The following is a 22,283-nucleotide window of genomic DNA, read 5'->3' as shown; positions in this document are numbered from 1 at the left end:
GCTGGGAGCGTTCGCCAAGTGAAGCCAGGCGACGCCGGGACCGGTTTAGGCGCGACCGGTGGCCGCGCGGGTGCGGCGCGAGAGGGAGTCGACGATCACCGCGAGCACGAGCACGACGCCGGTGACCATGAACTGCACCGAGGAGTCGAGGTTCAGAAGCGTCAGGCCCGAGGAGATCGACTGGATCACCACGATGCCGACGAGTGCCGAGAACGCGGATCCTCGCCCGCCGAACAGGCTCGTGCCGCCGATGACGGCGGCCGCGATCGCGTTGAGGTTCACATCGCCGGTGCCGGAACTCTGATTGGCCGAGGCCAGCCGGGCTGCGGCGAGGATGCCCCCCACGGCGGCGAGGGTGGAGCACATCGCGAAGACCGACAGGTATATCCGGTCGACACGGATCCCCGCCCGTCTCGCCGCCTCGACCGATCCGCCGACCGCGTAGACCGCGCGGCCCCAGCGGGTGCGGGTGAGCGCGAAGTTCATCGCGACGACGAGCGCGAGGAAGAACAGGAACATCACGCCGACGCCCCGGTAGAGATTCAGGTACCACGTCGCGACGAGGAGGAACACCAGCAGCGCTGCGCTGCGCAGAGCGATCTCGCCGTAGCTCTGACTCACCAGGTTGGCCGCCGCGCGCCGTCGCGCACGTCGCACGAGTGAGAGGGCGAAGGCGGCCACGGCGAGCACGGCTACCACGTAGGACGCCCACGCCGGCAGGAACATCTGCTGGGCGAACTGCACGAGCCACGAATCGAAGGGGATGGCGATCGATCCGGTCTCGCCGAGCACCCACAGCTGCAGGCCGAGGAAGCCGAGCAGGCCGGCGAGCGTGATGACGAAGCTCGGAAGACCGAACCGTGTGAACAGGTAGCCGTAGAGCAGCCCGACGAGGCAGCCGATCGCGATCGCCGCGATCAGCGCGAGCACGAGGCTCCACTGCAGCTGCACGAACGTCACGGCGAGCACCGCTGCGGCCAGGCCCGACACCGAACCGACCGAGAGGTCGATCTCGCCCACGAGCAGCACCAGGACCACGCCGAGGGCGATCGTGCCGATCGCCGCACACTGCATCGTGAGGTTGACCAGGTTCTCGCTCGAGAGGAACACGGGGTTCAGCAACTGGAAGACCGTCCAGATCACCACGATCCCGAGCACGACCGGAAGCGCCCCCAGATCGCCGCCGCGCACGCGCGCCACGAACGCCTCGAGGGCGTGACGGATGCCGCTTCCGCTCAGGAGCCGCTCCTGGGCGGCGGTCTCTGCCAGGCGCTCTTCGCCGTGGAGACTCATCGGGTCCCGTCTCCGCGGGGACGAGAGGTGCCGCGGGAGCCGGCGCGCGGCATGCGGATGACCGTGCCCCCGCCCGTGTGCTCGTCGAGCGGGGGTTCGTCGGGTGGGAGCCCGACCTGCGACGGCGGGGGCGCAGCATCCGTCCGCTCCGGTGCCCGTCGCAGAGCCGAGTGGTCGACCGCACCGGTGATGGCCGCGATGAGGGTCTCGCTCGTGACGTCGGCCACATTGTACACCCCGTTGTTGCGGCCGAGGCGCAGCACCACGACGCGGTCGGCTACGGCCATCACGTCCGCCATGTTGTGGCTGATCAGGATGACGCCGTGCCCGCGCTCGCGCAGCCGCTCGATGAGGTTCAGCACCTCGGCGGTCTGCGCGACGCCCAAGGCGGCAGTCGGCTCGTCGAGGATCACGACGCGGGGCTCGCCGATGAGCGATCGCGCGATCGCGACGGTCTGGCGCTGCCCGCCCGAGAGCGAGGCGACCGGGACGCGCACCGAGGGGATCTTGGCCGACAGCTCTCGCAGCAGGGTCCACGTGCGCTGCTCCATGTCGACCTCGTCGAGCGTCGCGCCATCGCGAAGCTCGCGGCCGAGCCACAGGTTCGCGACGACGTCGAGGTTGTCGCACAGTGCGAGGTCCTGGAAGATCGTCTCGATCCCGAGCTCCTGCGCGTCGGCCGGGGTGCCGATGCCGACGGGCTCGCCGTCGAACTCGATCGATCCGCTGTCGGGAGGGTGCACGCCGGCGAGCACCTTCACGAGAGTCGACTTGCCCGCGCCGTTGTCGCCGACGAGGGCGACCACCTCGCCCTCGTTCACCCAGAAGTCGACGTCGGTGAGGGCCTTGACCGCGCCGAAGCGCTTGCCGATCCCGCGCATCGTCAGCACGCGTTCACGCGGGCGCCCCGCCCGCGGGTGCGTCATCGACATCCTCGCCTCGTCCTCATCGATCCCTGCCAGAGTCAGGACCCTACCCGATGCCCGCCGCTTCGCACGCATCCGCGTACGCCGGTGTGCAGATGTCCTCGACGGTCCAGAACCCGTCGGCGACGACCGTCTGCATGATGTCGTCGATCGTCACGGCAACCGGGTCGAGAAGAGTGGCCGGCGTCCCCTGGATCTCGAGGGGGGCCGTGACCTCTTCGCCGTGCAGGAGCTTGACCGCGACCTCGGCCGCGAGTTCGGCCTGCGGCTTGATCGCCTTGTACACGGTCATGTACTGGTCGCCCGTCAGGATCCGCTGGATCGCCGAGAGTTCGGCATCCTGCCCCGTCACGATCGGCAGCGGATCGACGTTCGCGACCCGCAGCGCCGCGATCGCGCCGCCGGCCGTCGCGTCGTTCGCGGCGTACACGCCCACGATGGCGCCGCCGTGCTGCGCGATCTGGCCCGACACCCACTCCTGTGCCTTCTCGGGGTTCCACCCGGGGGTGTCGTACTCGGCGAGCACGCGCAGGCCGCTGTCGTCGATGATGCTGTGCGCGCCCTGCTTGAACAGCGCGGCGTTGCTGTCGGTGGGCGAGCCGTTGACCATCAGGATGCCGCCACCCTCGTCCTCCGCCCGGATGCCCTCCACGAACGCGGCGGCCTGCAGCACTCCGACCTTCTCGTTGTCGAACGAGATGTAGTACGCGAGGTCGCCGCCGGCGACGAGCCGGTCGTACGAGATGACGGGCACGCCTTTCGCGTTCGCCGAGCTCACGATGCTGACGGCGGCGTTCGCGTCGACGGGGTCGAGCACGAGCACGCCGGCGCCGGCGGCGAGCGCCGACTCCGCCTGCTGCTGCTGCTTCGCGGCGTCCTGGTCGGCGTTGGCGTAGAGCACTTCATAGTCGCCGAGCTGGGCGACACGCGCCTCGAACATCGGGCGGTCGAACGTCTCGTAGCGCGCGGTCTTGGCGTCGGGCAGCAGCAGCGCGATCGTGTCGTCGACGGGCGATCCGCCCGTGCCGGGGGTGCCTGAGCACGCCGACAGCATGGCCGCGACCAGGAGGAGACCGGATGCCGCAGCCGGCGCGTGACGCCCGTCCGGGCGCCGACGCGGCCGATCGGTGCGCGTGCGTGGCATCGGACGAGCCTATGCGGTGATGGGCAGCGAGGGTGCGGTCGGAAGCTGGGCGTCGACCGTGACATGGTCGAGGGCGATCGCGATCGCCCCGCGCGTCTCGGCCCACTCGCCGAACGAGGCGCCCACGATCTCGGGCAGGCCGTTCGCGGACGCGAGCGCCGTGCGCTCGAGCGAGTGTCGCATGGGTGCCATGAGGATCTCGCCGGCCTGGCCCAGCTCGCCGCCGACGACGATGAGCTCCGGATCGAAGAGGTTGCACAGGCTCGCGGCCGCGATGCCGATGTGGCGTCCGGCGTCGGCGATCACGCGCCGCGCCGCGCCGTCGCCGGCTTCGGCGGCGTGCAGAAGGTCGCCGAGGCGGTGCATGCCCTCGCTCGGCGGGAAGAGCGACAGCAGGGCGGGTCCGCCGGCGTAGGTCTCGAGACAGCCGCGATTGCTGCAGCGGCAGATCGGGCCGTTCTCGTCGAGGGTCACGTGGCCGATCTGCCCCGCCTTGCCGTTGACGCCGCGGAACAGGTCGCCGTTCACGATGAGCCCGGCGCTGATGGTGTGACCGACGCGGATGAAGACCGACGATGCGGCGGAGCGCCCGTTGCCCTCGCGGGCTTCCGCCAGTCCGCCGAGATTCGCTTCGCTGTCGACGTGCACGGGGCGCCCGATCCGGATCGCCAGGCTGTCCGCGACGTCGACGTTCTCCCAGCCGCGCAGGAGTCCCGGCGTCGAGACCATGCCCGTGCGCGGATCGATGGGCGCCGGAAGAGCCAGGCCCACCCCCAGCAGGTCGGTGATGGAGCCGCCCAGGGACTCCATCATGTCGCCGAGCAGCAGTGCGAGGCGGTCGAGCTCCGAGTCGTGCCGGTGGTCGAGGGGGAGCGGCAGTGACGACTGCGTCACGATGGTGCGCGCCGTGTCGGCGATCGCGAGGTGCAGGTGGCGCGAGCTGTAGTGGACTCCGGCGACCAGGCCGAGCCGGCGGGCGAGCGACACGAGGGTGGCGCGGCGGCCGCTGCTCGTCGTGAACGACGTGTGGAGGAGGCCCGACGCCGTCAGCTCCTTGACGATGTTCGAGACCGTGGCCGGCGACAGACCGGTGCTGCCGGCGAGCTCGATCTGCGTCAGGCGACCGTGGCGCTTCAGCGACTCGATGACGCGCGCACGATTGGCCTCGCGGAGCGAGGTCTGCGAGCCCGGCGGGGCTTGACGGCGTGCCACAGTTGACACTGTATCCCACGGCCGATTTCCCAGGTCGGCTCTGGGTTCACCCGGCGTCAGCGCCGGTCGGCGGCGAGGCGGATGAGCACGATGTTGCCCGATTCGTCGACTTCGGCGACGCCGGGATGGGCTTTCACGAACTCCGAGAAGCTCTTGTGTCCGAGGGCCTTCTCGCTGAACGACGGGTCGAGTCGCTTGATCAGGCTCTTGACCGCCGAGGCGTGCTGCCACTCCACGCCTTCCTTGTCGCTCTCCAGACGCAGCGCGCGCTCGAGGAGGGACTCGGTCGGGTCGACGGCGGCCTTCCTCGCGCGCCGGCTGGCGGACGCGCGCTGCGGCGCGGCATCCTTCTTCCCCGACGGCGGAGCCGCCACGCCCGGCAGCGCGTCGTACGAATCGAACTGGTCGCACGCCGCGGCCAGCGACTTCGCGGTGGAGCCCGCGACGCCCACGCCCACGACGAAGCGGCCCAGGCGGCGGCATCGCTGGGCGAGCGGAACATAGTCGGAGTCGCCGGCGACGATCACCACGTGCGTCAGGTCGGGCAGGCGGAACATGTCTTCCACGGCGTCCACGGCGAGGCGGATGTCGGCGCCGTTCTTCGCGTATGCCGCCGCCGGGAACAGCTGCACCAGGTCGACGGCGCGCGCAACGAGCTGCGACCGGTATTCCGCGTTGACGGGTGCCGACCAGTCCGCGTAGGCCCGCGTGAGCACCAGCGTGCCGAACGACGTCGCGTAGTCGATGATGGCGCCGACGTCGATCGTCGCGGCGGCGAGGCGCTCGGCGATCTCGGGGTCCGCAGCATCCGTCGCGATCTTCTGGCGGTCGCGGGAGTACGAGTTCTTGCCGTGGACGCGGTCGTACCAGGACATCACGATGTTGTCGAAGTCCAGATACACCGCCACCCGAGGGCTCAGCAGGTCGGGCATGTCACTCCTCACCGGGGTAGCGGACGCCGACGAGGTCGCGGATCTCGTCCAGGGTCGCCATGATCGCCACGGTCTCGTCGATGGGCAGCACGTCGGAGTCGGTGCGGCCCTCGGCGAGGTACCGCTCGGCCGCGAGCGCCTGATACTGCATGCCGCGCCCCTCGATGTCGGGGCGGAACTCCTCGCGCACCGTGCCGTCGGGACCCACGAGGCGGAACGAGGTGGCCGAGTACCAGACGCGGTCGATGTCGATGCGGGCCTCGGTGCCGATGATGGTCGCCGTGTTGGGTCCTGCGCCGCGGGATGCCGAGATGGAGGTCGACAGCGCACCCGACGCGTGCGTCATGATCGTCGCGACCTCGGTGTCGGATCCGGCGTCGCCGATGCGCGCGGCCGCGGCGATCGAGAGAGGCTCGCCGAGGATGTCCCACGCGAACGACACGGGGTAGACGCCCAGGTCGAGGAGGGCACCGCCGCCGAGCTCCAGCGCGTTGATGCGGTGCGCCGGATCAGAGGGCAGCAGCTGCGTGTGATCGGCGGTGACGGCGCGGACCTCGCCGAGCGCGCCGGACTCGACCAGCTCCCGGATGCGGACCATGTGCGGCAGGTACCGGGTCCACATCGCCTCCATCGCGAGCAGTCCTCGGTCGGCCGCCGCGTCGCGCACGGCCGCCGCCTCGGCGGCGTTGAGGGTGAACGCCTTCTCGACCAGCACGTGCTTGCCCGCCTCGAGGGCGAGCAGCGCATTCGCCGCGTGCATCGGGTGCGGCGTGGCGATGTAGACGATGTCGACGTCGGGATCGGTGACGAGGTCCTCATAGGAGCCATGGGCGTGCGCGATGCCGAAGTCGGCGGCGAACGCCTCTGCGGTCGCGCGCCGGCGTGAACCCACGGCGGCGATATCGAGTCCGGCCGTGCGCAGGTCGCCGGCGAAGGCGCGGGCGATGCCGCCCGGACCGAGGATCCCCCAGCGGGGGGAGGAGGGCGAGATCATGAACACGAGGCTAGCGGCGCGATGCCGCGCCTGCCCGGACGACTAGCGGGCGACGCTCTGCGCGAGCTCGGTGTGGCCCTCGGCCACGGTGATCTGGTCGAGCGCGCGGGCGAGGTCGTCGACGATGTCGCGGGCGTCCTCGAGACCGATCGACAGGCGCACGGTGGTCGGGCCGATGTGCGCCTCGGCGAGCTGTGTGGGCGACATGTGGCTGTGCGTCATGGATGCCGGGTGCGCGACGAGGCTGCGTGCGTCGCCGATGTTGGCGACCAGGCGGATCACCTGAAGGCGCGAGACGAACGCCTCGACGAGGCGGAAGTCCGCCTCGGCGTCGCCGGTCGTCGGGAGGTCGAACGCGAAGACCGAGCTCACGCCGTCGGGGAGATACGCCTGGGCCTGTGTGTACCACGGGCTCGACTCCAGTCCCGGGTGGTGCACGCGCGAGACGGCGGGGTGGGTCTCGAGGAATCGGGCGACGGAGAGCGCGCTCGCGGTGTGGCGCTGCATGCGCAGGTCGAGCGTCTCGAGCCCCTGCAGCAGCTGGAAGGCGTTGAAGGCCGACAGCGAGGGCCCGAGGTCGTGGACGTACTTGGTCTTCACCAGCGCGATGTACGGCGAACCGGTCTCGCCGAAGCGCTCCACCAGGCTGCCGTCCGGGACACGCGGGTAGGTCTGGGTCAGTTGCGGCCAGCGCGCGGGCTCGGCGGTGAAGTCGAACGTGCCCAGATCCACCACGACGCCGCCGAGCGACGTGCCGTGGCCGCCGAGGAACTTCGTGGCGGAGTGCACCACGATGTCGGCGCCGAAGTCCTTGGCGCGCTGAAGGTACGGCGTCGCGACGGTGTTGTCGATCACGAGGGGCACGCCGGCCTCTTTGGCGACGGCGGCGACGGCACCGAGGTCGAGCACCTGCGCGATGGGGTTCGAGATCGACTCGGCGAACAGCGCGCGCGTGGTCGGACGCACGGCGGCGCGCCACGCGTCGAGGTCGTCCTGGTCGACGAACGTCACCTCGATGCCCCAGTCGGCGAAGGTGTCCTGCAGCAGATCGACCGTGCCGCCGTAGAGCTGACGGGCCGCGACGATGTGCTCGCCCTGCTTGGCGAGGGCCAGCAGCGCCACCGCGACGGCCGCCTGGCCGGACGCCACGGCCGCCGCGGCGATGCCGCCCTCGAGTTCGGCCACGCGGCGCTCGAACACGAGCACCGTGGGGTTCGCCGCGCGGCTGTAGATGTTGCCGTCCTTGCGCAGCGCGAAGAGGTCGCGCGCCTCGGCGAGCGAGCGGAACTCGAACCCGTTCGACTGGTGGATGGAGGGGATGGCGGTGTTCTCCGCGATGCCGGAGTCGAACCCGGCCTGCACCTGCGCCGTCGCGAACGAGCGAGGGGCGGCAGGACGAGTCTGTTCAGGCATGCCCACCATTGTCGAGCCGAGGCGCCCGCGGCGGGGTGTCGTGTGTCGAACTGTTGCGCCGGCGGCGCGGCCCGATCGCGGCAGCGGTAGTGCGTGCGCGGGCGAGAATGGTGGGGTGGCGCAGCTGATCACCCCCGCAGAACTCGATCATCTCCTCCGGTCCGCCGCCGTGCGCGTGCTCGACGTGAGGTATCGGCTGGACCGCCCCGACGGGAGCGCCGAGCATCGGGAGGGTCATGTGCCGGGCGCCGTCTACGTCGACATGGAGACCGAGCTCTCGCACCACGGCCGACCCGACGAGGGGCGGCACCCGCTGCCTTCGCAGGAGGCGCTGCAGGCGGCCGCGCGCCGCTGGGGCATCGACGACGGCGACACCGTCGTCGTCTACGACGACGACCGTGCGCTGGGCGCCTCCCGCGCGTGGTGGCTGCTGACCCGCTCCGGCATCGCCGACGTGCGCATCCTCGACGGGGGCCTCGGCGCCTGGACCGCAGCCGGCCGGCCCCTCGAGTCCGGACCCGTCACCCCGGCACCCGGCGCCGTGACGCTCGCCCCCATCGCCGAGCCGGTGCTCTCGATCGAGGAGGCCGCCGCGCTCGCCGCGTCGGGTGTGCTCATCGACGTGCGCGCCGCCGAGCGCTACCGCGGCGAGGTCGAGCCGATCGACCCGATCGCGGGCCACATCCCCGGCGCCGTGAACCTCCCGACCGGCGCGTACATGGACGGAGACCGATTCCGGGATGCGGCGACCTTGCGCGCGCTCTTCGCCAGCGTCGGCGTCGGCGAAGGCGTGTCGGCCGCAGCGTACTGCGGGTCTGGCGTGACCGCCGCGCAGGCCGTGTTCGCTGCAGAGCTGGCCGGGCTGGAACTGGGGATCTACCCGGGCTCGTGGAGTCAGTGGTCGAACACGCCGGGGAGGCCGATCGCGACGGGCCCCTCGTCCGCGGAGGTCACCGGGCGGGCGCAGTGACGGGGCTTGCCCGGGTCACGGGACCAGCGTGATCTTCCCGGCCACGCCTGACTCGATCGCGCGATGCGCCTCGGCGGCGTCGGCGAGGGCGAACGACGGGCCGAGCTCGACCGAGAAGCGCCCCGCGGCGATCAGGGCGAGCGCCACCGGAACCGCCTCGGTGCGCCAGGCCTGCTGCTGCGCGGTGAGGGGCTCGGGCGAACCGCCCGAGAATGCGCGGATGCCGCGGCCCGCAGCATCCCGGCCCCGAACCAGCGTCGCGATCCGCTGACGGTCGGCGACCAGCTCGAGCGAGGTGTCGAGGGCCTCGTCGGTGCCGGCGGCGTCGACGGCGACCGTCACGCCCTGGGGAGCTGCTTCGCGCACGCGGTCGATGAGCCCCTCACCGTACGCGACGGGGAGCGCCCCGAGCTCGCGGACGCGGTCGAAGCGCCCCTCGGACGACGTGGCGACCACGGTGGCGCCCCACAGCACGGCGAACTGGATGAGGGCCTGGCCGACGGCACCTGACCCGGCGTGCACGAGCACGGTGTCGTCGCTGCTGACCGCCAGCGAGCGCAGCGCCTGATATGCGGTGCCGACCGGGATGCCGAGCGCGGCGCCGTGGGCGGCGCTCACCTGCGGCGGCCGGGGGAACACGCGCGATGCGGGCACCGCGATGTCGGTCGCGTACGCGCCGGCGGCGCTCGCGAAGACGACGGGATCGCCGACGCGGAATCCGTCGACGCCTTCCCCGACGCCGGTCACGACGCCCGCGCCGTCCGAGCCGATGCGTCGGGGCTCGGTGATCTCAGCCGACGCCCGACGGCCGGAGCGGAGCTTCACATCGATCGGATTGACACCCGCCGCCGTGACGCGGATCACGAGCTGCCCGGCGCCTGCCACGGGCTCGGGAACGGGGATCTCGTGAAGGACCTCGGGGCCCCCGAACTCGGCGTACGCGATCGCAGTGGTCATGACGGGGGCAACTCCTGTCGTCGAGACGGCTATTCCCTGAGGGCTTTCTGGATCCGCTGCAGCGATACCGGCTCGGCGGTGCCGAGGGACTGCGCGAACAGGCTCACACGGTACTCCTCGAGCAGCCACCGGGCGTGCACGAGCGGACCCGGGGCGTCATCCGCCGGCGGGATCGCGCCGCCGGCCTCGGCGAACACCGCGGCCGCCCGCTCGAACTCGGTCATGCGCTGGCGGTCGCGGCCGGGGTTGTCGGTGAGGGTGCGGACGCGCTCGAGCGCTCCGCGCAGGTAGCGGGGCAGCTGGCCCAGCCGGGCGGTGCCGGTACGGGACACGAAACCCGGGAACACCAGACCCGCCAGCTGTCCCTTGACGTCGTTCAGGGCGCCGAGCAGCGTGAGCGAGTTCGCTTCGCGCATCGCGCGCTCCACGTCGCGGGCCGCCGTCAGGATGCGGGCGGTCAGTGACACCGTCTGGAAGAGCTCGTCGACCACCGCGCCGGAGAACGCGTCCCGCACCGCTTCGAAGCCCGCGCGGGTGCGCACCACCGCGTCGGGAGCGGTGCGTGCGATCACCGCATCCGCCACCGCCACGCGGGCGTCCTCGATGAGCCCCTTCGCGGACGGATACGGGGATGCGGCGAGCGCGAGCTTCTCGGCAGAGGTCAGGTGTTCGAGCACGTAGGCGGACGGCGACGCGACCGCCAGCAGCACCAGTCTCCGTACCCCCGCCTTCGTGGCACGGGCCGCGGCCTCGGGCGTCGTCTCGATCCGCAGCGCGACCGACGCACCCTCGTCGACGATCGCGGGGTAGCCGCGCACGACGCCGCCCGCGACCTTCGTGTCGACGACGTCGGGCAGGTCGCCGAACGTCCAGTCCGTGAGGCCCGTGCGCTCCGCGAAGGTCGCGGCATCCCGGTCGCCGGCCGGGCGAGGAACGAGCGACTCGGGGCGCCCGGCGCCGCCGGATGCTGCGGGCCGTGTCGCCTGCCCGTCTCGGGTCGCCGGCTCGCCCGACGAGCGGGGACCGGAGCCCTTCGCCGTCAGCGAGCGGGAGACGGACGCCCGGGCCCTCTCGGCGAGGCGCGCCTGCAGTGCGGCCAGATCGCGGCCGGATCCGACGGCGCGTCCGCGTTCGTCGACCGCCCGGAACGACACCTGCAGGTGCCCCGGCACCCGCTCCATGTCGAAGTCGGCGGCACTCACGGGCCGGCTCGCCACGCGCTGGATCCGCGTCGCGAGGGCGTCACGCAGCGCGGTGGGCGGCAGGCCGTCATGGGCCTCCGGGCCCTGCCCCGCGAGGTCGGCGGAGAAGGTGGCCGCCCAGTCCGCGGCGGGCACGACGTGGCGCCGGATGGCCTTGGGAAGCGAGCGCAGCAGGGCCGTGATGAGCTCGTCGCGCATCCCGGGCACCTGCCAGTCGAACCCATCGGGCCGCAGCTGCGCCAGGAGGGCCAGCGGAACCACCGCCGTCACGCCGTCGTCGGCGGCGCCGGGCTCGAAGCGGTACGCGAGCGAGAGCACCTGGTCGCCCTGGGTCCAGAGAGCCGGGAAGTCGCGCTCGTCGCCGCGCGACGCCTCATCGACGAGGTCGGCCTCCGTCATGTCGAGCAGTCGCGGCGTTCGTGCCGAGGCATCCTTCCACCAGGCTTCGAAGGAGCGCGCGTCGAACACGTCGCGGGGGATCCGGGCGTCGTAGAACCGGAACACGGCCTCGTCACCCACGAGGATGTCGCGGCGGCGCTCGCGCTCCTCGATCTTCTCGAGCCGTCGGCGCAGTTCGAGGTTTCGGCGCTCGAACGCCGTGAGCTTCTTGTCGAGGTGGGACGAGTCCCACTCGCCCTCGACCAGCGCGTGGCGCACGAACAGCTCACGCGCGAAGGGCCGGTCGAACCGTGCGAGCTGCACCCGGCGCTTGGGCACGATCTCGAGGCCGAACAGCGTGACCTTCTCGTAGGCGGAGGCCGCTCCCGACGCCTTCGACCAGTGCGGCTCGCTGAGCGAGCGCTTGGCCAGATCGCCCGCGAGCGGCTCAGCCCACGCGGGGTCGATCGCGGCGACGGTGCGCGCGAACAGGCGACTGGTCTCGACGACCTCCGCGGCCATGACGGCGGTCGGCCGCTTCTTCTTGAGCCCTGAGCCCGGGAAGATCGCGAAGCGGGTGCCGCGAGAGCCGAGATACTCGGCGCCGCGCCGCTGGTCGGCGCGGTCAGGGCCGGTGCGGCCACGGGCGGCGGTCGTCGTGGTGCGCTCGTCGAGGATCCCGAGGTGGGAGAGCAGGCCGGAAAGGATGGCCTTGTGCAGCTCGTCGGGATCGGCAGTTCCCGGCGGCGCCTTGCGCGGCGCGCCTGCGAGTGCGCTCAGCTGGCGATGCACGTCGGCCCACTCGCGCACCCGCACGTAGTTGAGGTGCTCGGCGCGGCACAGGCGCCGGAAGGCGCTCGAACCGAGCTCTGCCTGCTTCTGCTGCAGGTGGTTCCAGAGGTTGAGCAGGCTGAGGAAGTCGCTCGACGGGTCGGTGAACCGGGCGTGCAGACGGTCGGCCTCTTCGCGACGGTCTTCAGGGCGCTCGCGCACATCCTGGATCGACATCCCCGCGACGATCGCGAGAATGTCCCGCAGCACACCGGTGCGTCGCGCCTCGACGAGCATGCGGGCGAACCGCGGGTCGATCGGCAGTCGCGAGATCTCGCGGCCGAGGTCGGTGAGCGTGGGGTGATCGCGGCCCGTCCGGACCGCACCCAGCTCGACGAGGAGGTCGAGCGCGGCCTTGACGCCGCGCGAGTCCGGAGGCGTGAGGAACGGGAAGGACGAGATGTCGCCGAAGCCGAGCGAGAGCATCTGCAGGATGACCGAGGCCAGGCTCGTGCGCAGGATCTCGGGCTCGGTGAACTCCGGCCGGGTGCCGAAGTCCTCCTCGGAGTACAGCCGGATCGCGATGCCGTCGCTGGTGCGGCCCGCACGCCCCGACCGCTGCTGGGCGGATGCCTGCGACACCGCCTCGATCGGCAGGCGCTGCACCTTGCTGCGGTTGCTGTAGCGCGAGATGCGCGCCGTGCCCGTGTCGACGACGTACCGGATCCCCGGCACGGTGAGGCTCGTCTCGGCGACGTTCGTCGCGAGGATCACGCGGCGACGGATGCCGGGCACCTGCGACCGCTCGAAGACCCGGTGCTGCTCGGCAGCGGACAGGCGCCCGTAGAGCGGGAGCACCTCGGTGGGCGCGGCATCCTTCGCGTACATGCCCCGCACGGCGTCGGCCGCGTCGCGGATCTCCGCCTCGCCGGGGAGGAACACCAGCACGTCTCCGGGGGATTCGCGGTCGAGCTCCCGCAGTGCGGCGGTGATGCCGTCCACGTCGTCGGACTCGTCCTCGCCCTTCGCCGGACGCGCGGGCGGGCGGTAACGGATCTCGACCGGATAGGTGCGTCCCGATACCTCGATGATCGGGGCGGGCGTGCCGTCGGGCTTCGCGAAGTGCTTCGCGAAGCTCTCAGGGTCGATGGTCGCACTCGTGATGACGACCTTGAGGTCGGGGCGCTTCGGCAGGATCCGTCGCAGGTATCCGAGGAGGAAGTCGACGTTGAGTGAGCGTTCGTGGGCCTCGTCGACGATGACCGTGTCGTAGCGGCGCAGCAGGCGATCGCGGTGGATCTCGTTGAGGAGGATGCCGTCCGTCATCAGCGCGATGCGCGTGTCTTCCGAGACCTTGTCGGTGAAGCGGACCTTGTAGCCGACGGTCGATCCGAGCGGCACCTGCAGCTCCTCGGCGATGCGCTCGGCGATCGTCCGTGCCGCGATGCGACGCGGTTGGGTGTGCGCGATGCGCGTGCGTCCGAGCTCCAGCGCGATCTTGGGCAGCTGCGTCGTCTTGCCCGAACCGGTCGCGCCCGCGACGATCACCACCTGGTGGTCCCGCATGGCGCGCGCGATCTCGTCGCGCGCGGCGCTGACGGGGAGCTCCGGCGGATACGAGATGACGGGTTCGGGCGCAGACATAGCCTTCGATCGTATCCCGTCACGTCGCCCGCTGGATCGACCCGTCCGACGCCGCGCCCGCGCGCCTAGGCTGGGGACCATGACAGTCCCCAGCGTGACCCTCAACGACGGCAACTCGATCCCTCAGCTCGGCTACGGCGTCTTCAAGGTGCCGCCGGCGGACACCGAGCGGGCCGTCGCCGAGGCCCTCGAGGTCGGCTACCGCCACATCGACACCGCCGCGATCTACGGCAACGAGGAGGGGGTGGGCGCCGCGATCGCCGCCAGCGGCATCGCCCGCGAGGAGCTGTTCGTCACCACCAAGCTCTGGAACGACCGCCACGACGGCGACGAGCCGAACGCCGCCATCGAGGAGAGCCTCGCCAAGCTCGGGCTCGATCAGGTCGACCTGTATCTGGTGCACTGGCCGACGCCCGCGCACGACAACTATCTGCACGCGTGGGAGAAGCTCATCGAGCTGCGCGGCGCGGGCCTCACGCGCAGCATCGGCGTCTCGAACCACCTGGTCCCGCACCTCGAGAAGATCGTGTCGGCGACGGGGGTCGCGCCGGCCGTGAACCAGATCGAGCTGCACCCCGCGCACCAGCAACGCGACATCACGGACTGGGCCGCCGCCCACGACGTGAAGATCGAGTCCTGGGGCCCCCTCGGACAGGGCAAGTACGACCTGTTCGGTGCGGCGCCGGTTGCCGCGGCCGCCGAGGCGCACGGCAAGACGCCGGCTCAGGCCGTGCTTCGCTGGCACCTGCAGAAGGGCTTCATCGTCTTCCCGAAGTCGGTGCGCCGTGAGCGCCTCGAGGAGAACCTCGACGTCTTCGACTTCGAGCTCACCGCCGACGAGATCGCCGCCATCGACGCGATGGAGCCGGGCGACGGAACGGGTCGCGTCAGCGCGCACCCCGACGAGGTCAACTGACCGCTCCCGGGCGGCAGGAGCGGATGCCGTGAATCCTCGCCTCGCAGAAGCGACGAGCCCGTACCTGAGAGCTCATGCGGGCAATCCGGTCGCGTGGTTTCCGTGGGGCGAGGAGGCGTTCGCCGAGGCGCGGCGCCGGGACGTGCCCGTGATGGTGTCGATCGGCTACTCGACGTGCCACTGGTGCCACGTGATGGCGAGGGAATCGTTCGAGGACGAGACGACGGCCGCCGAGCTCGACGCCGGGTTCGTCTCGATCAAGGTCGACCGCGAGGAGCATCCCGAGGTCGACGCCGCGTACATGGCCGCCGCGTCGGCGTTCTCGCCGAGCCTCGGCTGGCCCCTCACCGTGTTCGCGACGCCCGAAGGACGACCGTTCTACGCAGGAACCTACTTCCCGCCGCGACCGCGGGCGGGGATCCCCGCGTTCCGGCAGGTGCTCGCCGCCGTGCGCGAGGCCTGGACCGAGCGGCGCGACCAGATCGACGAGACGGCGGATGCCGTCGCCGGTGCTCTCGCGGAGGTCCGCGAGTCGGCGGCCGCCGGCGACGCGCGGATACCGTCCGCCGACGACCTGGCGGACGCGGCACGCGCCCTCGCCGCCCGGGAGGATCCGCGCCACGGCGGCTTCGGCGATCCCGGCGCCGCAGCCCCGAAGTTCCCGGTCGCCACGGCGCTGCGCTTCCTGCAGACGCGGATCGTCCGGGAGCGGGCGGCTGAGGCATCCGCCGTCGCCGACCGCGCGCTCGCGGCGATGGCCGCCTCGCCCTTGCGCGACGCCGTGGAGGGCGGGTTCTTCCGCTACGCGACCCGGCCCGACTGGACGGTGCCGCACTACGAGCGCATGCTGACCGACAACGCGCAGCTGCTCGACGTCGCGATGGACACGATCTCCCCCCGTGACGACGTGGCTCGCGGCATCGCCGGGTTCCTGCGCGACGTGCTCCAGCAGCCCGGGGGAGGCTTCGGCGCCGCACAGGATTCGGAATCGTGGATCGACGGTGCCCGCAGCGAGGGCGGCTACTACGCTCGGGATGCCGCGGACAGGGCGATCCTCGAGCCACCGGCGGTCGACGGCAAGGTCGTCAGCGGCTGGAACGGCCTCGCCATCGGCGCGCTCGCGCGTGCGGGCGCGCGGTTGGACGAGGCATCCTGGATCGAGGCGGCGCGCTGGGCGGCCGATGCGGTGCTCGAGGTGAACATCGCCTCCGACGGGCGCCTGCTGCGGGCGTCGCTGGACGAGGTGCCGTCGCGGGCCCACGCGACGCTCGCTGACCACGGGCAGCTGGGTGCAGGCCTGCTCGCGCTCGCCGTCGCCACGGGCGAGGTCGCCTATGCCCTCCGGGCGCGCGGACTCGTCGATGCCTGCATGGGTGCAGACGGCCGCATCTCGGTACCCGGCGGGGGAGACCCGGTGCTGTCGCGGCAGGGGATCGGTGCCCCCGACGCCGCCTCCGACGCCGACGAGCCGTCCGGCGCGGCGTCGGTCGCGGAGGCCGCGGCCGCGCTCTGGGTGCTGGGCGCCGGGGACCGCTACCGGTCGATCGCCGAACGACTCGTCGCCGCCCACACACGGTCGGCCCTCGCGCAGCCGCTCGCGTACGGCGCGCTGCTGCGGGTCGCGGCAGGCCTCGCCGAGCCGCCGCGGCAGGTGGTCGTCGTCACGGACGACCCCCGGGCGACGCTCGCGACGGCGGCGCGCGGCATCCGTGCCGATGCCGTGGCCATCGTGTCGCCGGAACAGGCGCTCGCGTGGGCCGCGGCGGGATTCGAGCTGTTCGCCGAGAAGGCTGAGCGCGACGGGCGCCCGACCGCCTACGACTGCCGCGACTTCGCGTGCCGGCTGCCCGTCACCGACGCCGCCGACCTCCGGGCGTGAGGCGGTTCAGACCCAGCTGTCCGACCACATGTGCAGGTGCCAGAAGTCATAGGGCACGGTCATCGCCGAGATGATCGGGTACCAGAATGCCGACAGCGCGAGGGCGACCGCCAGGAACACCAGCACGAGGCGCTGGCCCGTGAGCCGGCGGTAGCGGTCCGCCGAGGGGCTGCCGGCGATGTCCTTCAAGGCGAACGTCAGCGCGAGCAGCATGAACGGCAGGATCAGCACCGTGTAGAACTGGAAGATCGTGCGCTCGGGAAGGAACAGCCACGGGACGTAGGTGACAGCGATCCCGGTGAGCACGAGCGCGTGGCGCCAGTCGCGCACGACGACGAAGCGGTAGGCGAGGTAGAGCACGGCCGCCACGCCGGCGTACCAGGCGAGCGGGTTCGGCATCGTCGAGATCACGTCGACGCATCCGCTCGGGGCGGTGCAGCCGTTCACGCCCTGGGCGTCGTTGTGGTAGTAGACGCCGGTGGGACGCCACAGCAGCGGCCATTGCCACGCCGGACTCGCGTACGAGTGGCCGGAGATGATCCCGGCCGTCGACTTGTACATCGCCACGTGATAGAGCCACAGACTCTCGAGAGCGTTGCCGCCGGAGTGGCGGTCGTACCCGCGGTCGGTGACGAGCCAGCCGGTCCACGACGCGAGGTACACCGCGATCGCGACCGGGACGAGCAGCGTGAACGTCGCCAGCCCTTGACGCACGGCGTCCGTCGGCCAGAAGAGGACCCCCGCCCGACGACGCGCGAGCGCGTCCGTCACCACGAGGTAGAGACCGAGACCGGCGAGCACCCACGCGCCCGACCACTTCACGGCGCTCGCGGCGCCGAGCGCGGCGCCCGCGGCGATGATCCACGGCCGATTCCACAGCACGGGACCCCAGGAGGGCGGCGCGTCGCCGCCGTAGCGGGCGGCGACGGTCTCGGCGATGCGGGCCATCGTGCGCTCGCGGTCGCGCAGCACGAACAGGAAGGCGAGCAGCACGAAGAAGGTCAGCGACGTGTCGAGCAGCGCGATGCGGCTCATCGAGATGGCCAGGCCGTCGACAGCCATGAGCAGGCCCGCGACGACCGCGAACGTCGTCGATCGGGTGAGGCGCTTGGCGATGAGCATGAGCACCAGCACGGACGCGATGCCGAGCAGTGCGGTCGTGATACGCCAGCCCCAGCCGGAGCCCGGGCCGAGCACCGCCATGCCGAGTGCGATGATCCACTTGCCGAGGGGAGGATGCACGACGAACGCGGGGTCGGTCGTGAACACGTTCACGTCGCCTGCGAGGAAGCTGTCGTTGGCCCCGGGGGGCCAGGACGCCTCATACCCGAGGTTGAGCAGCGTCCAGGCGTCCTTGACGTAGTACGTCTCGTCGAACTGGTTCATCAGGTCGTGCGCCGCGGCGAGGTTCCACAGCCGCAGGACCGCGGCGATGACCAGGACGATCGCGGGACCGAGCCACCGATACAGTCGCCGAGCGCGCGCGTCCTCGCTCAGCCGGCGGGCGAAGCGGTCGTACAGGCTCGGTCGGGCCGGGGGCGCGAGCGGCGCGGCGGGCTGATCGGCCTCGAGCCGCGGGGCATCCGTCACCCGGTCAAGTTTAGGCTGAGGCCGTGATCATCCTCGCGGCGACCCCGATCGGCAACCTGGGAGATGCCTCGAAGCGTCTCGTCGAGGCCCTCGAGGAGGCGACGATCGTCGCCGCCGAAGACACCCGCACGACCCAGCGTCTCCTGGCCGCTCTCGGCATCGCGAACCGGCCGCGTCTGATTGCGCTGCACGACCACAATGAGAAGGAGCGCGCGCCCGAGCTCGTGGAGCTCGCGCGCGAGCGGGACGTGCTCGTCTTGAGCGATGCCGGCATGCCGACCGTGAGCGACCCCGGCTACGGCCTTGTCGCGGCGGCGGCCGCGGCCGGAATCGACGTGACGGCGATCCCCGGTCCGAGCGCGGTCGTGACGGCGCTCGCGGTGTCGGGCCTGCCGACCGACCGCTTCACCTTCGAGGGTTTCGTGCCGCGCAAGGCGGGGGAGCGGGCCTCGGCCTTCCGCGGGTTGAGCACGGAGCCGCGCACCATGGTCTTCTTCGAGGCGCCGTCGCGCGTCGCCGCGACGCTCGCCGACATGGCGGCCGCGTTCGGCGCCGACCGTCGCGCTGCGGTGTGCCGCGAGCTGACGAAGCTCCACGAGGAGGTGGCGCGGGGCACGCTTGCCGACCTCGCCGCGTGGGCCGAGTCCGGCGTCCGCGGTGAGCTCGTGATCGTCGTCGAAGGGGCCCCCGCGCGCGGCGTCGCCTTCCCCGACGCGGTGAGCCAGGTGCTCGAGCTGGTGCGAGGCGGGACGCGCCTGAAGGAGGCAGCAGCCGAAGTGTCCGGCCTCACCGGACACTCCAGCCGCGAGCTCTATCAGGCCGCGCTCGCTGTCCGCGGGTAGCGCCGGCAGGTCGCCGTCCCTTGTGCGGCGAGCAGAAGCGGCGGCTCGTGAAACACAGAGCCCGCCTGTTACGTTCGGGCGCCTGAGCGAGTCCGGACGGCGGCGTCCGGTCACAGCGGCGGGTGGGGCATCCGCGCTGGCTAGACTCGTCGGGTGACTTCCGGCCCCTCGTCCTTCTACATCACGACGCCGATCTACTATCCGAGCGACGTGCCCCACATCGGCCACGGCTACACGACCGTGGCGGTCGACACCCTGGCGCGCTGGCACCGCCAGGCGGGCGACGACACCTGGATGCTCACGGGCACCGACGAGCACGGCCAGAAGATGATGCGCGCGGCGTCGGCGAACGGCGTCACGCCCCAGGAGTGGGTCGACAAGCTGGTCACCGAGGCGTGGTTCCCGCTGCTCGAGACGCTCGACGTCGCCAACGACGACTTCATCCGCACGACCCAGGAGCGCCACGAGCAGCGCGTGCAGCAGTTCGTGCAGGCGATCTACGACCGCGGATACATCTACGCCGGCGAGTACGAGGCGCTGTACTGCGTGGGCTGCGAGGAGTTCAAGCCCGAGTCCGAGATCGTCGACGGCACGGGCGCCTTCGAGGGCCTCAAGGTCTGCGCGATCCACTCGAAGCCGCTCGAGCTGCTGCAGGAGAAGAACTACTTCTTCAAGCTCAGCGAGTTCCAGGACAAGCTCCTCGAGCTGTACTCGACGGTGCCGGACTTCGTGCGACCCGAGTCGGCGCGCAACGAGGTCGTGTCGTTCGTCAAGAACGGCCTCAAGGACCTCTCGATCTCGCGCTCGGCGTTCGACTGGGGCATCCCGCTCCCGTGGGACCCGTCGCACGTCATCTACGTGTGGGTGGACGCCCTCCTCAACTACGCCACGGCGATCGGCTACGGGGAGGACCCCGCCGAGTTCGCCCGCCGCTGGCCGGCCTACCACATCGTCGGAAAAGACATCCTCCGCTTCCACGCCGTCATCTGGCCGGCGATGCTCATGGCGGCGGGGCTCGAGGTGCCGCGCGGCGTCTTCGCGCACGGCTGGCTGCTCGTCGGCGGCGAGAAGATGTCGAAGTCGAAGCTCACCGGCATCGCGCCCACCGAGATCACCGACGTGTTCGGCTCGGACGCCTACCGCTTCTACTTCCTGTCGGCGATCGCGTTCGGCCAGGACGGCTCGTTCTCGTGGGAGGACCTCTCCGCCCGCTACCAGGCGGAGCTCGCCAACGGCTTCGGCAACCTCGCCTCGCGCACGACCGCGATGATCGAGCGGTACTTCGAGGGGATCGTGCCTCCGGCCGGGACCTACACCGACGCCGACCTGCACATCCAGAAGACGGTGGCGGATGCTGCCGCCCACGCCGACGCCGCGATCGAGCGGTTCCGCATCGACGAGGCGATCCACGGGATCTGGATGATCGTCGACGCCCTGAACCTCTACATCACCGAGAACGAGCCGTGGGCTCTCGCCAAGGACGATGCGCAGCGCGAGCGCCTGAGCACGGTGCTCTACACCGCCGCCGAGGGCCTGCGCGCCCTCGCGGTGCTGCTCTCGCCGGTGATGCCCGAGTCGACCGAGAAGCTCTGGGTCGCGCTGGGCGCGGCAGAGTCGCTCGGACGCCTGCAGGACCAGCCGATCCGCGACGCGGGCGCCTGGGGCGTGCTGAAGCCCGGCACCAGCGTCAACGGCCTCGCGCCGCTGTTCCCGCGCGTCGAGCAGTCGGTCTGATGGCGACACCTCCGGTGCCGTACCCTGCGGCGGGCTCCGACCCGTCGCAGTACGTCCGCACCCGCGAGAAGGGCTCGCGCGACGTCACGTACCCGGCGGCGCCCGAACCGCTCACGGTGCCCGTGTACGACAATCACGCCCACCTCGAGATCGAGGACGGCGTCGGCCTGTCGCTCGACGAGCAGCTCGAGCGTGCCGGCGAGGTCGGCGTGGTCGGCGTCGTGCAGGCCGGTGGCGACATCGACTCGAGCCGCTGGTCGGCGTGGGCGGCGGCATCCCATCCCCGCGTGCTCGCGGCGGTCGCGATCCACCCGAACGAGGCACCCGCGTATCACGCGGCCGGGCGGCTCGAGGAGGCGATCGCGGTCATCGATGAGCTGGCCGCGCAGCCGCGCGTGCGAGCGATCGGCGAGACGGGCCTGGACTTCTTCCGCACCGACGAGGACGGCCGGCCCGCACAGTTCGAGAGCTTCGAGGCGCACATCGCGCTTGCGAAGAAGCACGGCATCGCGATGCAGATCCATGATCGCGACGCCCACGACGCCGTGCTCGAGACGCTCGAGCGGGTCGGCGCGCCGGAGCGCACCGTCTTCCACTGCTTCTCGGGCGACGCCGACATGGCGCGCATCGCGGGCGAGCGGGGCTACTGGCTGTCGTTCGCGGGCAACGTGACGTTCAACAACGCGCAGAACCTGCGCGACGCGCTCGCGGTGATCCCGCGCGAGCGGATCCTGGTCGAGACGGATGCCCCCTTCCTCACGCCGACCCCGCACCGGGGCCGCCCGAACGCGCCCTACCTCATCCCGGTGACGGTCCGGTACATGGCCGCCGAGCTCGGCGTCGGCGTCGATGAGCTGTGCGCGCAGATCGCGGCGAACACGCTCGAGGTGTACGGCGCGTTCGAGGATTGACCGGCGCGGGGGGACCTCGATGGACGACGAGCTGTGGGACCTGATCGATGCTGCCGGCGCCCCCGTCGGCCGGACCCACCGCCGCGGCGACCCCCGCTTCCCCGCCGGGCTGTTCCACGTCGTGGCGTCGGTGTGCGTCGTGCGCGGCGACGGGCTCGTGCTGCTCACGCGGCGGGCGGCGGGCAAGGACTGGGGGCTCACCTGGGAGTTTCCAGCGGGAAGCGCACTGACGGGTGAGTCGAGCGAGCAGGCGGCGGTGCGCGAGCTGCAGGAGGAGACCGGCGTGCGGGTCAGCACATCGGACCTGCGCCTCGTCGGCCGCCTCACCGAGCGGACCGCGCTTTTCGATGTCTATGTGACGCACGTGGCCGGCGACCCGGTGCTCGCGCTCGACCCGGAGGAGGTGTGCGACAGCGCGTGGGTGCCGTTCGCCGAGGCGATGCGTCGCGGCGCGGCCGGCGAGATGGCGGGTCCGTGGACCCCGCGCCTGGAGCAGCTGGGCGAGAGGCTCGCGGTCCTCGTCGAAGCAGGGGATTCGCGCCGAAACCGACGGTGACGTCCCCCGTCTCAGCGGG

General features: G+C 71.6%; 17 protein-coding genes. 7 read left to right on the top strand and 10 right to left on the bottom strand.

The annotated features are described in order from the left end of the window. Nucleotides 1-45 precede the first annotated feature (45 nt). The 7 genes from JNB61_RS14130 to JNB61_RS14100 are packed head-to-tail and all read right to left on the bottom strand — an operon-like array spanning nt 46 to nt 7,914. Entirely contained in the window at nt 46-1,293 is a 1,248-nt protein-coding gene (locus JNB61_RS14130; protein WP_220290022.1) for a sugar ABC transporter permease, read from the bottom strand. Continuing rightward, nucleotides 1,290-2,225, bottom strand: a complete 936-nt coding sequence (locus JNB61_RS14125) for an ATP-binding cassette domain-containing protein (RefSeq protein ID WP_159843121.1) — start codon at nt 2,223-2,225, stop codon at nt 1,290-1,292. Before JNB61_RS14125 ends, JNB61_RS14130 begins: the two co-directional genes overlap by 4 nt. 40 nt (nt 2,226-2,265) lie before the next feature. Next, the gene (locus JNB61_RS14120) at nt 2,266-3,363 is read right to left on the bottom strand and encodes a sugar ABC transporter substrate-binding protein (protein ID WP_220340028.1); all 1,098 of its coding nucleotides are present in this window, start codon (nt 3,361-3,363) and stop codon (nt 2,266-2,268) included. 9 nt (nt 3,364-3,372) lie between these two features. After that, complete coding sequence (locus tag JNB61_RS14115; RefSeq protein WP_220290016.1) at nt 3,373-4,575, bottom strand: ROK family transcriptional regulator; 1,203 nt, start codon at nt 4,573-4,575, stop codon at nt 3,373-3,375. 56 nt (nt 4,576-4,631) lie between these two features. After that, nucleotides 4,632-5,507, bottom strand: a complete 876-nt coding sequence (locus JNB61_RS14110) for an NYN domain-containing protein (protein ID WP_220290006.1) — start codon at nt 5,505-5,507, stop codon at nt 4,632-4,634. A 1-nt stretch (nt 5,508) separates the two neighbouring features. Beyond that, nucleotides 5,509-6,501, bottom strand: coding sequence for a Gfo/Idh/MocA family protein (locus tag JNB61_RS14105; protein ID WP_220340027.1), 993 nt, complete (start codon nt 6,499-6,501; stop codon nt 5,509-5,511). Between the two features lie 42 nt (nt 6,502-6,543). Continuing rightward, nucleotides 6,544-7,914: an O-acetylhomoserine aminocarboxypropyltransferase/cysteine synthase family protein gene (locus JNB61_RS14100; RefSeq protein WP_223214839.1), complete on the bottom strand. Its 1,371-nt coding sequence runs from the start codon at nt 7,912-7,914 to the stop codon at nt 6,544-6,546. A gap of 115 nt (nt 7,915-8,029) precedes the next feature. Here JNB61_RS14100 and JNB61_RS14095 point away from each other — a divergent pair, with 115 nt between their 5' ends. Further along, on the top strand, nt 8,030-8,884 hold the full coding sequence (locus tag JNB61_RS14095) for a sulfurtransferase (RefSeq protein WP_308289196.1): 855 nt from the start codon (nt 8,030-8,032) through the stop codon (nt 8,882-8,884). A 15-nt stretch (nt 8,885-8,899) separates the two neighbouring features. Here the strand turns inward: JNB61_RS14095 and JNB61_RS14090 are convergent, their stop codons facing one another. After that, the gene (locus JNB61_RS14090) at nt 8,900-9,841 is read right to left on the bottom strand and encodes a quinone oxidoreductase family protein (protein WP_220289998.1); all 942 of its coding nucleotides are present in this window, start codon (nt 9,839-9,841) and stop codon (nt 8,900-8,902) included. 29 nt (nt 9,842-9,870) lie between these two features. Next, nucleotides 9,871-13,836 (bottom strand): ATP-dependent RNA helicase HrpA, encoded by a 3,966-nt coding sequence (gene hrpA, locus JNB61_RS14085; protein WP_220340025.1) that lies wholly within the window; start codon nt 13,834-13,836, stop codon nt 9,871-9,873. Between the two features lie 79 nt (nt 13,837-13,915). Here hrpA and JNB61_RS14080 point away from each other — a divergent pair, with 79 nt between their 5' ends. Together JNB61_RS14080 and JNB61_RS14075 are read left to right on the top strand one after the other, a co-directional pair. After that, a complete protein-coding gene (locus JNB61_RS14080; protein ID WP_220340024.1) occupies nt 13,916-14,752 on the top strand; it encodes an aldo/keto reductase in 837 nt (278 codons plus the stop codon). A gap of 28 nt (nt 14,753-14,780) precedes the next feature. Continuing rightward, nucleotides 14,781-16,631, top strand: a complete 1,851-nt coding sequence (locus tag JNB61_RS14075; protein WP_220340023.1) for a thioredoxin domain-containing protein — start codon at nt 14,781-14,783, stop codon at nt 16,629-16,631. A 6-nt stretch (nt 16,632-16,637) separates the two neighbouring features. Here the strand turns inward: JNB61_RS14075 and JNB61_RS14070 are convergent, their stop codons facing one another. Next, nucleotides 16,638-18,221 (bottom strand): dolichyl-phosphate-mannose--protein mannosyltransferase, encoded by a 1,584-nt coding sequence (locus tag JNB61_RS14070; protein WP_308291270.1) that lies wholly within the window; start codon nt 18,219-18,221, stop codon nt 16,638-16,640. A gap of 23 nt (nt 18,222-18,244) precedes the next feature. Between JNB61_RS14070 and rsmI the strand changes: the two genes are divergently transcribed. The 4 genes from rsmI to JNB61_RS14050 all read left to right on the top strand — a co-directional run bounded on the left by rsmI (nt 18,245) and on the right by JNB61_RS14050 (nt 22,264). Next, a complete protein-coding gene (gene rsmI, locus JNB61_RS14065) occupies nt 18,245-19,063 on the top strand; it encodes a 16S rRNA (cytidine(1402)-2'-O)-methyltransferase (protein WP_220340022.1) in 819 nt (272 codons plus the stop codon). Nucleotides 19,064-19,216: 153 nt separating this feature from the next. Further along, the gene (metG, locus tag JNB61_RS14060) at nt 19,217-20,797 is read left to right on the top strand and encodes a methionine--tRNA ligase (RefSeq protein ID WP_220340021.1); all 1,581 of its coding nucleotides are present in this window, start codon (nt 19,217-19,219) and stop codon (nt 20,795-20,797) included. Further along, the gene (locus tag JNB61_RS14055; protein WP_220340020.1) at nt 20,797-21,708 is read left to right on the top strand and encodes a TatD family hydrolase; all 912 of its coding nucleotides are present in this window, start codon (nt 20,797-20,799) and stop codon (nt 21,706-21,708) included. The genes metG and JNB61_RS14055 overlap by 1 nt, the downstream gene beginning before the upstream one ends. A 19-nt stretch (nt 21,709-21,727) precedes the next feature. Next, a complete protein-coding gene (locus JNB61_RS14050; protein ID WP_220340019.1) occupies nt 21,728-22,264 on the top strand; it encodes an NUDIX hydrolase in 537 nt (178 codons plus the stop codon). The last annotated feature ends 19 nt before the right edge of the window (nt 22,265-22,283 follow it).

This window comes from Microbacterium ureisolvens (genome assembly GCF_019511645.1).
GTDB lineage: Bacteria > Actinomycetota > Actinomycetes > Actinomycetales > Microbacteriaceae > Microbacterium > Microbacterium ureisolvens_A.
The sequence above is the reverse complement of the archived record's forward strand: the minus strand, read 5'-3'. Positions and strand labels throughout refer to the sequence as shown.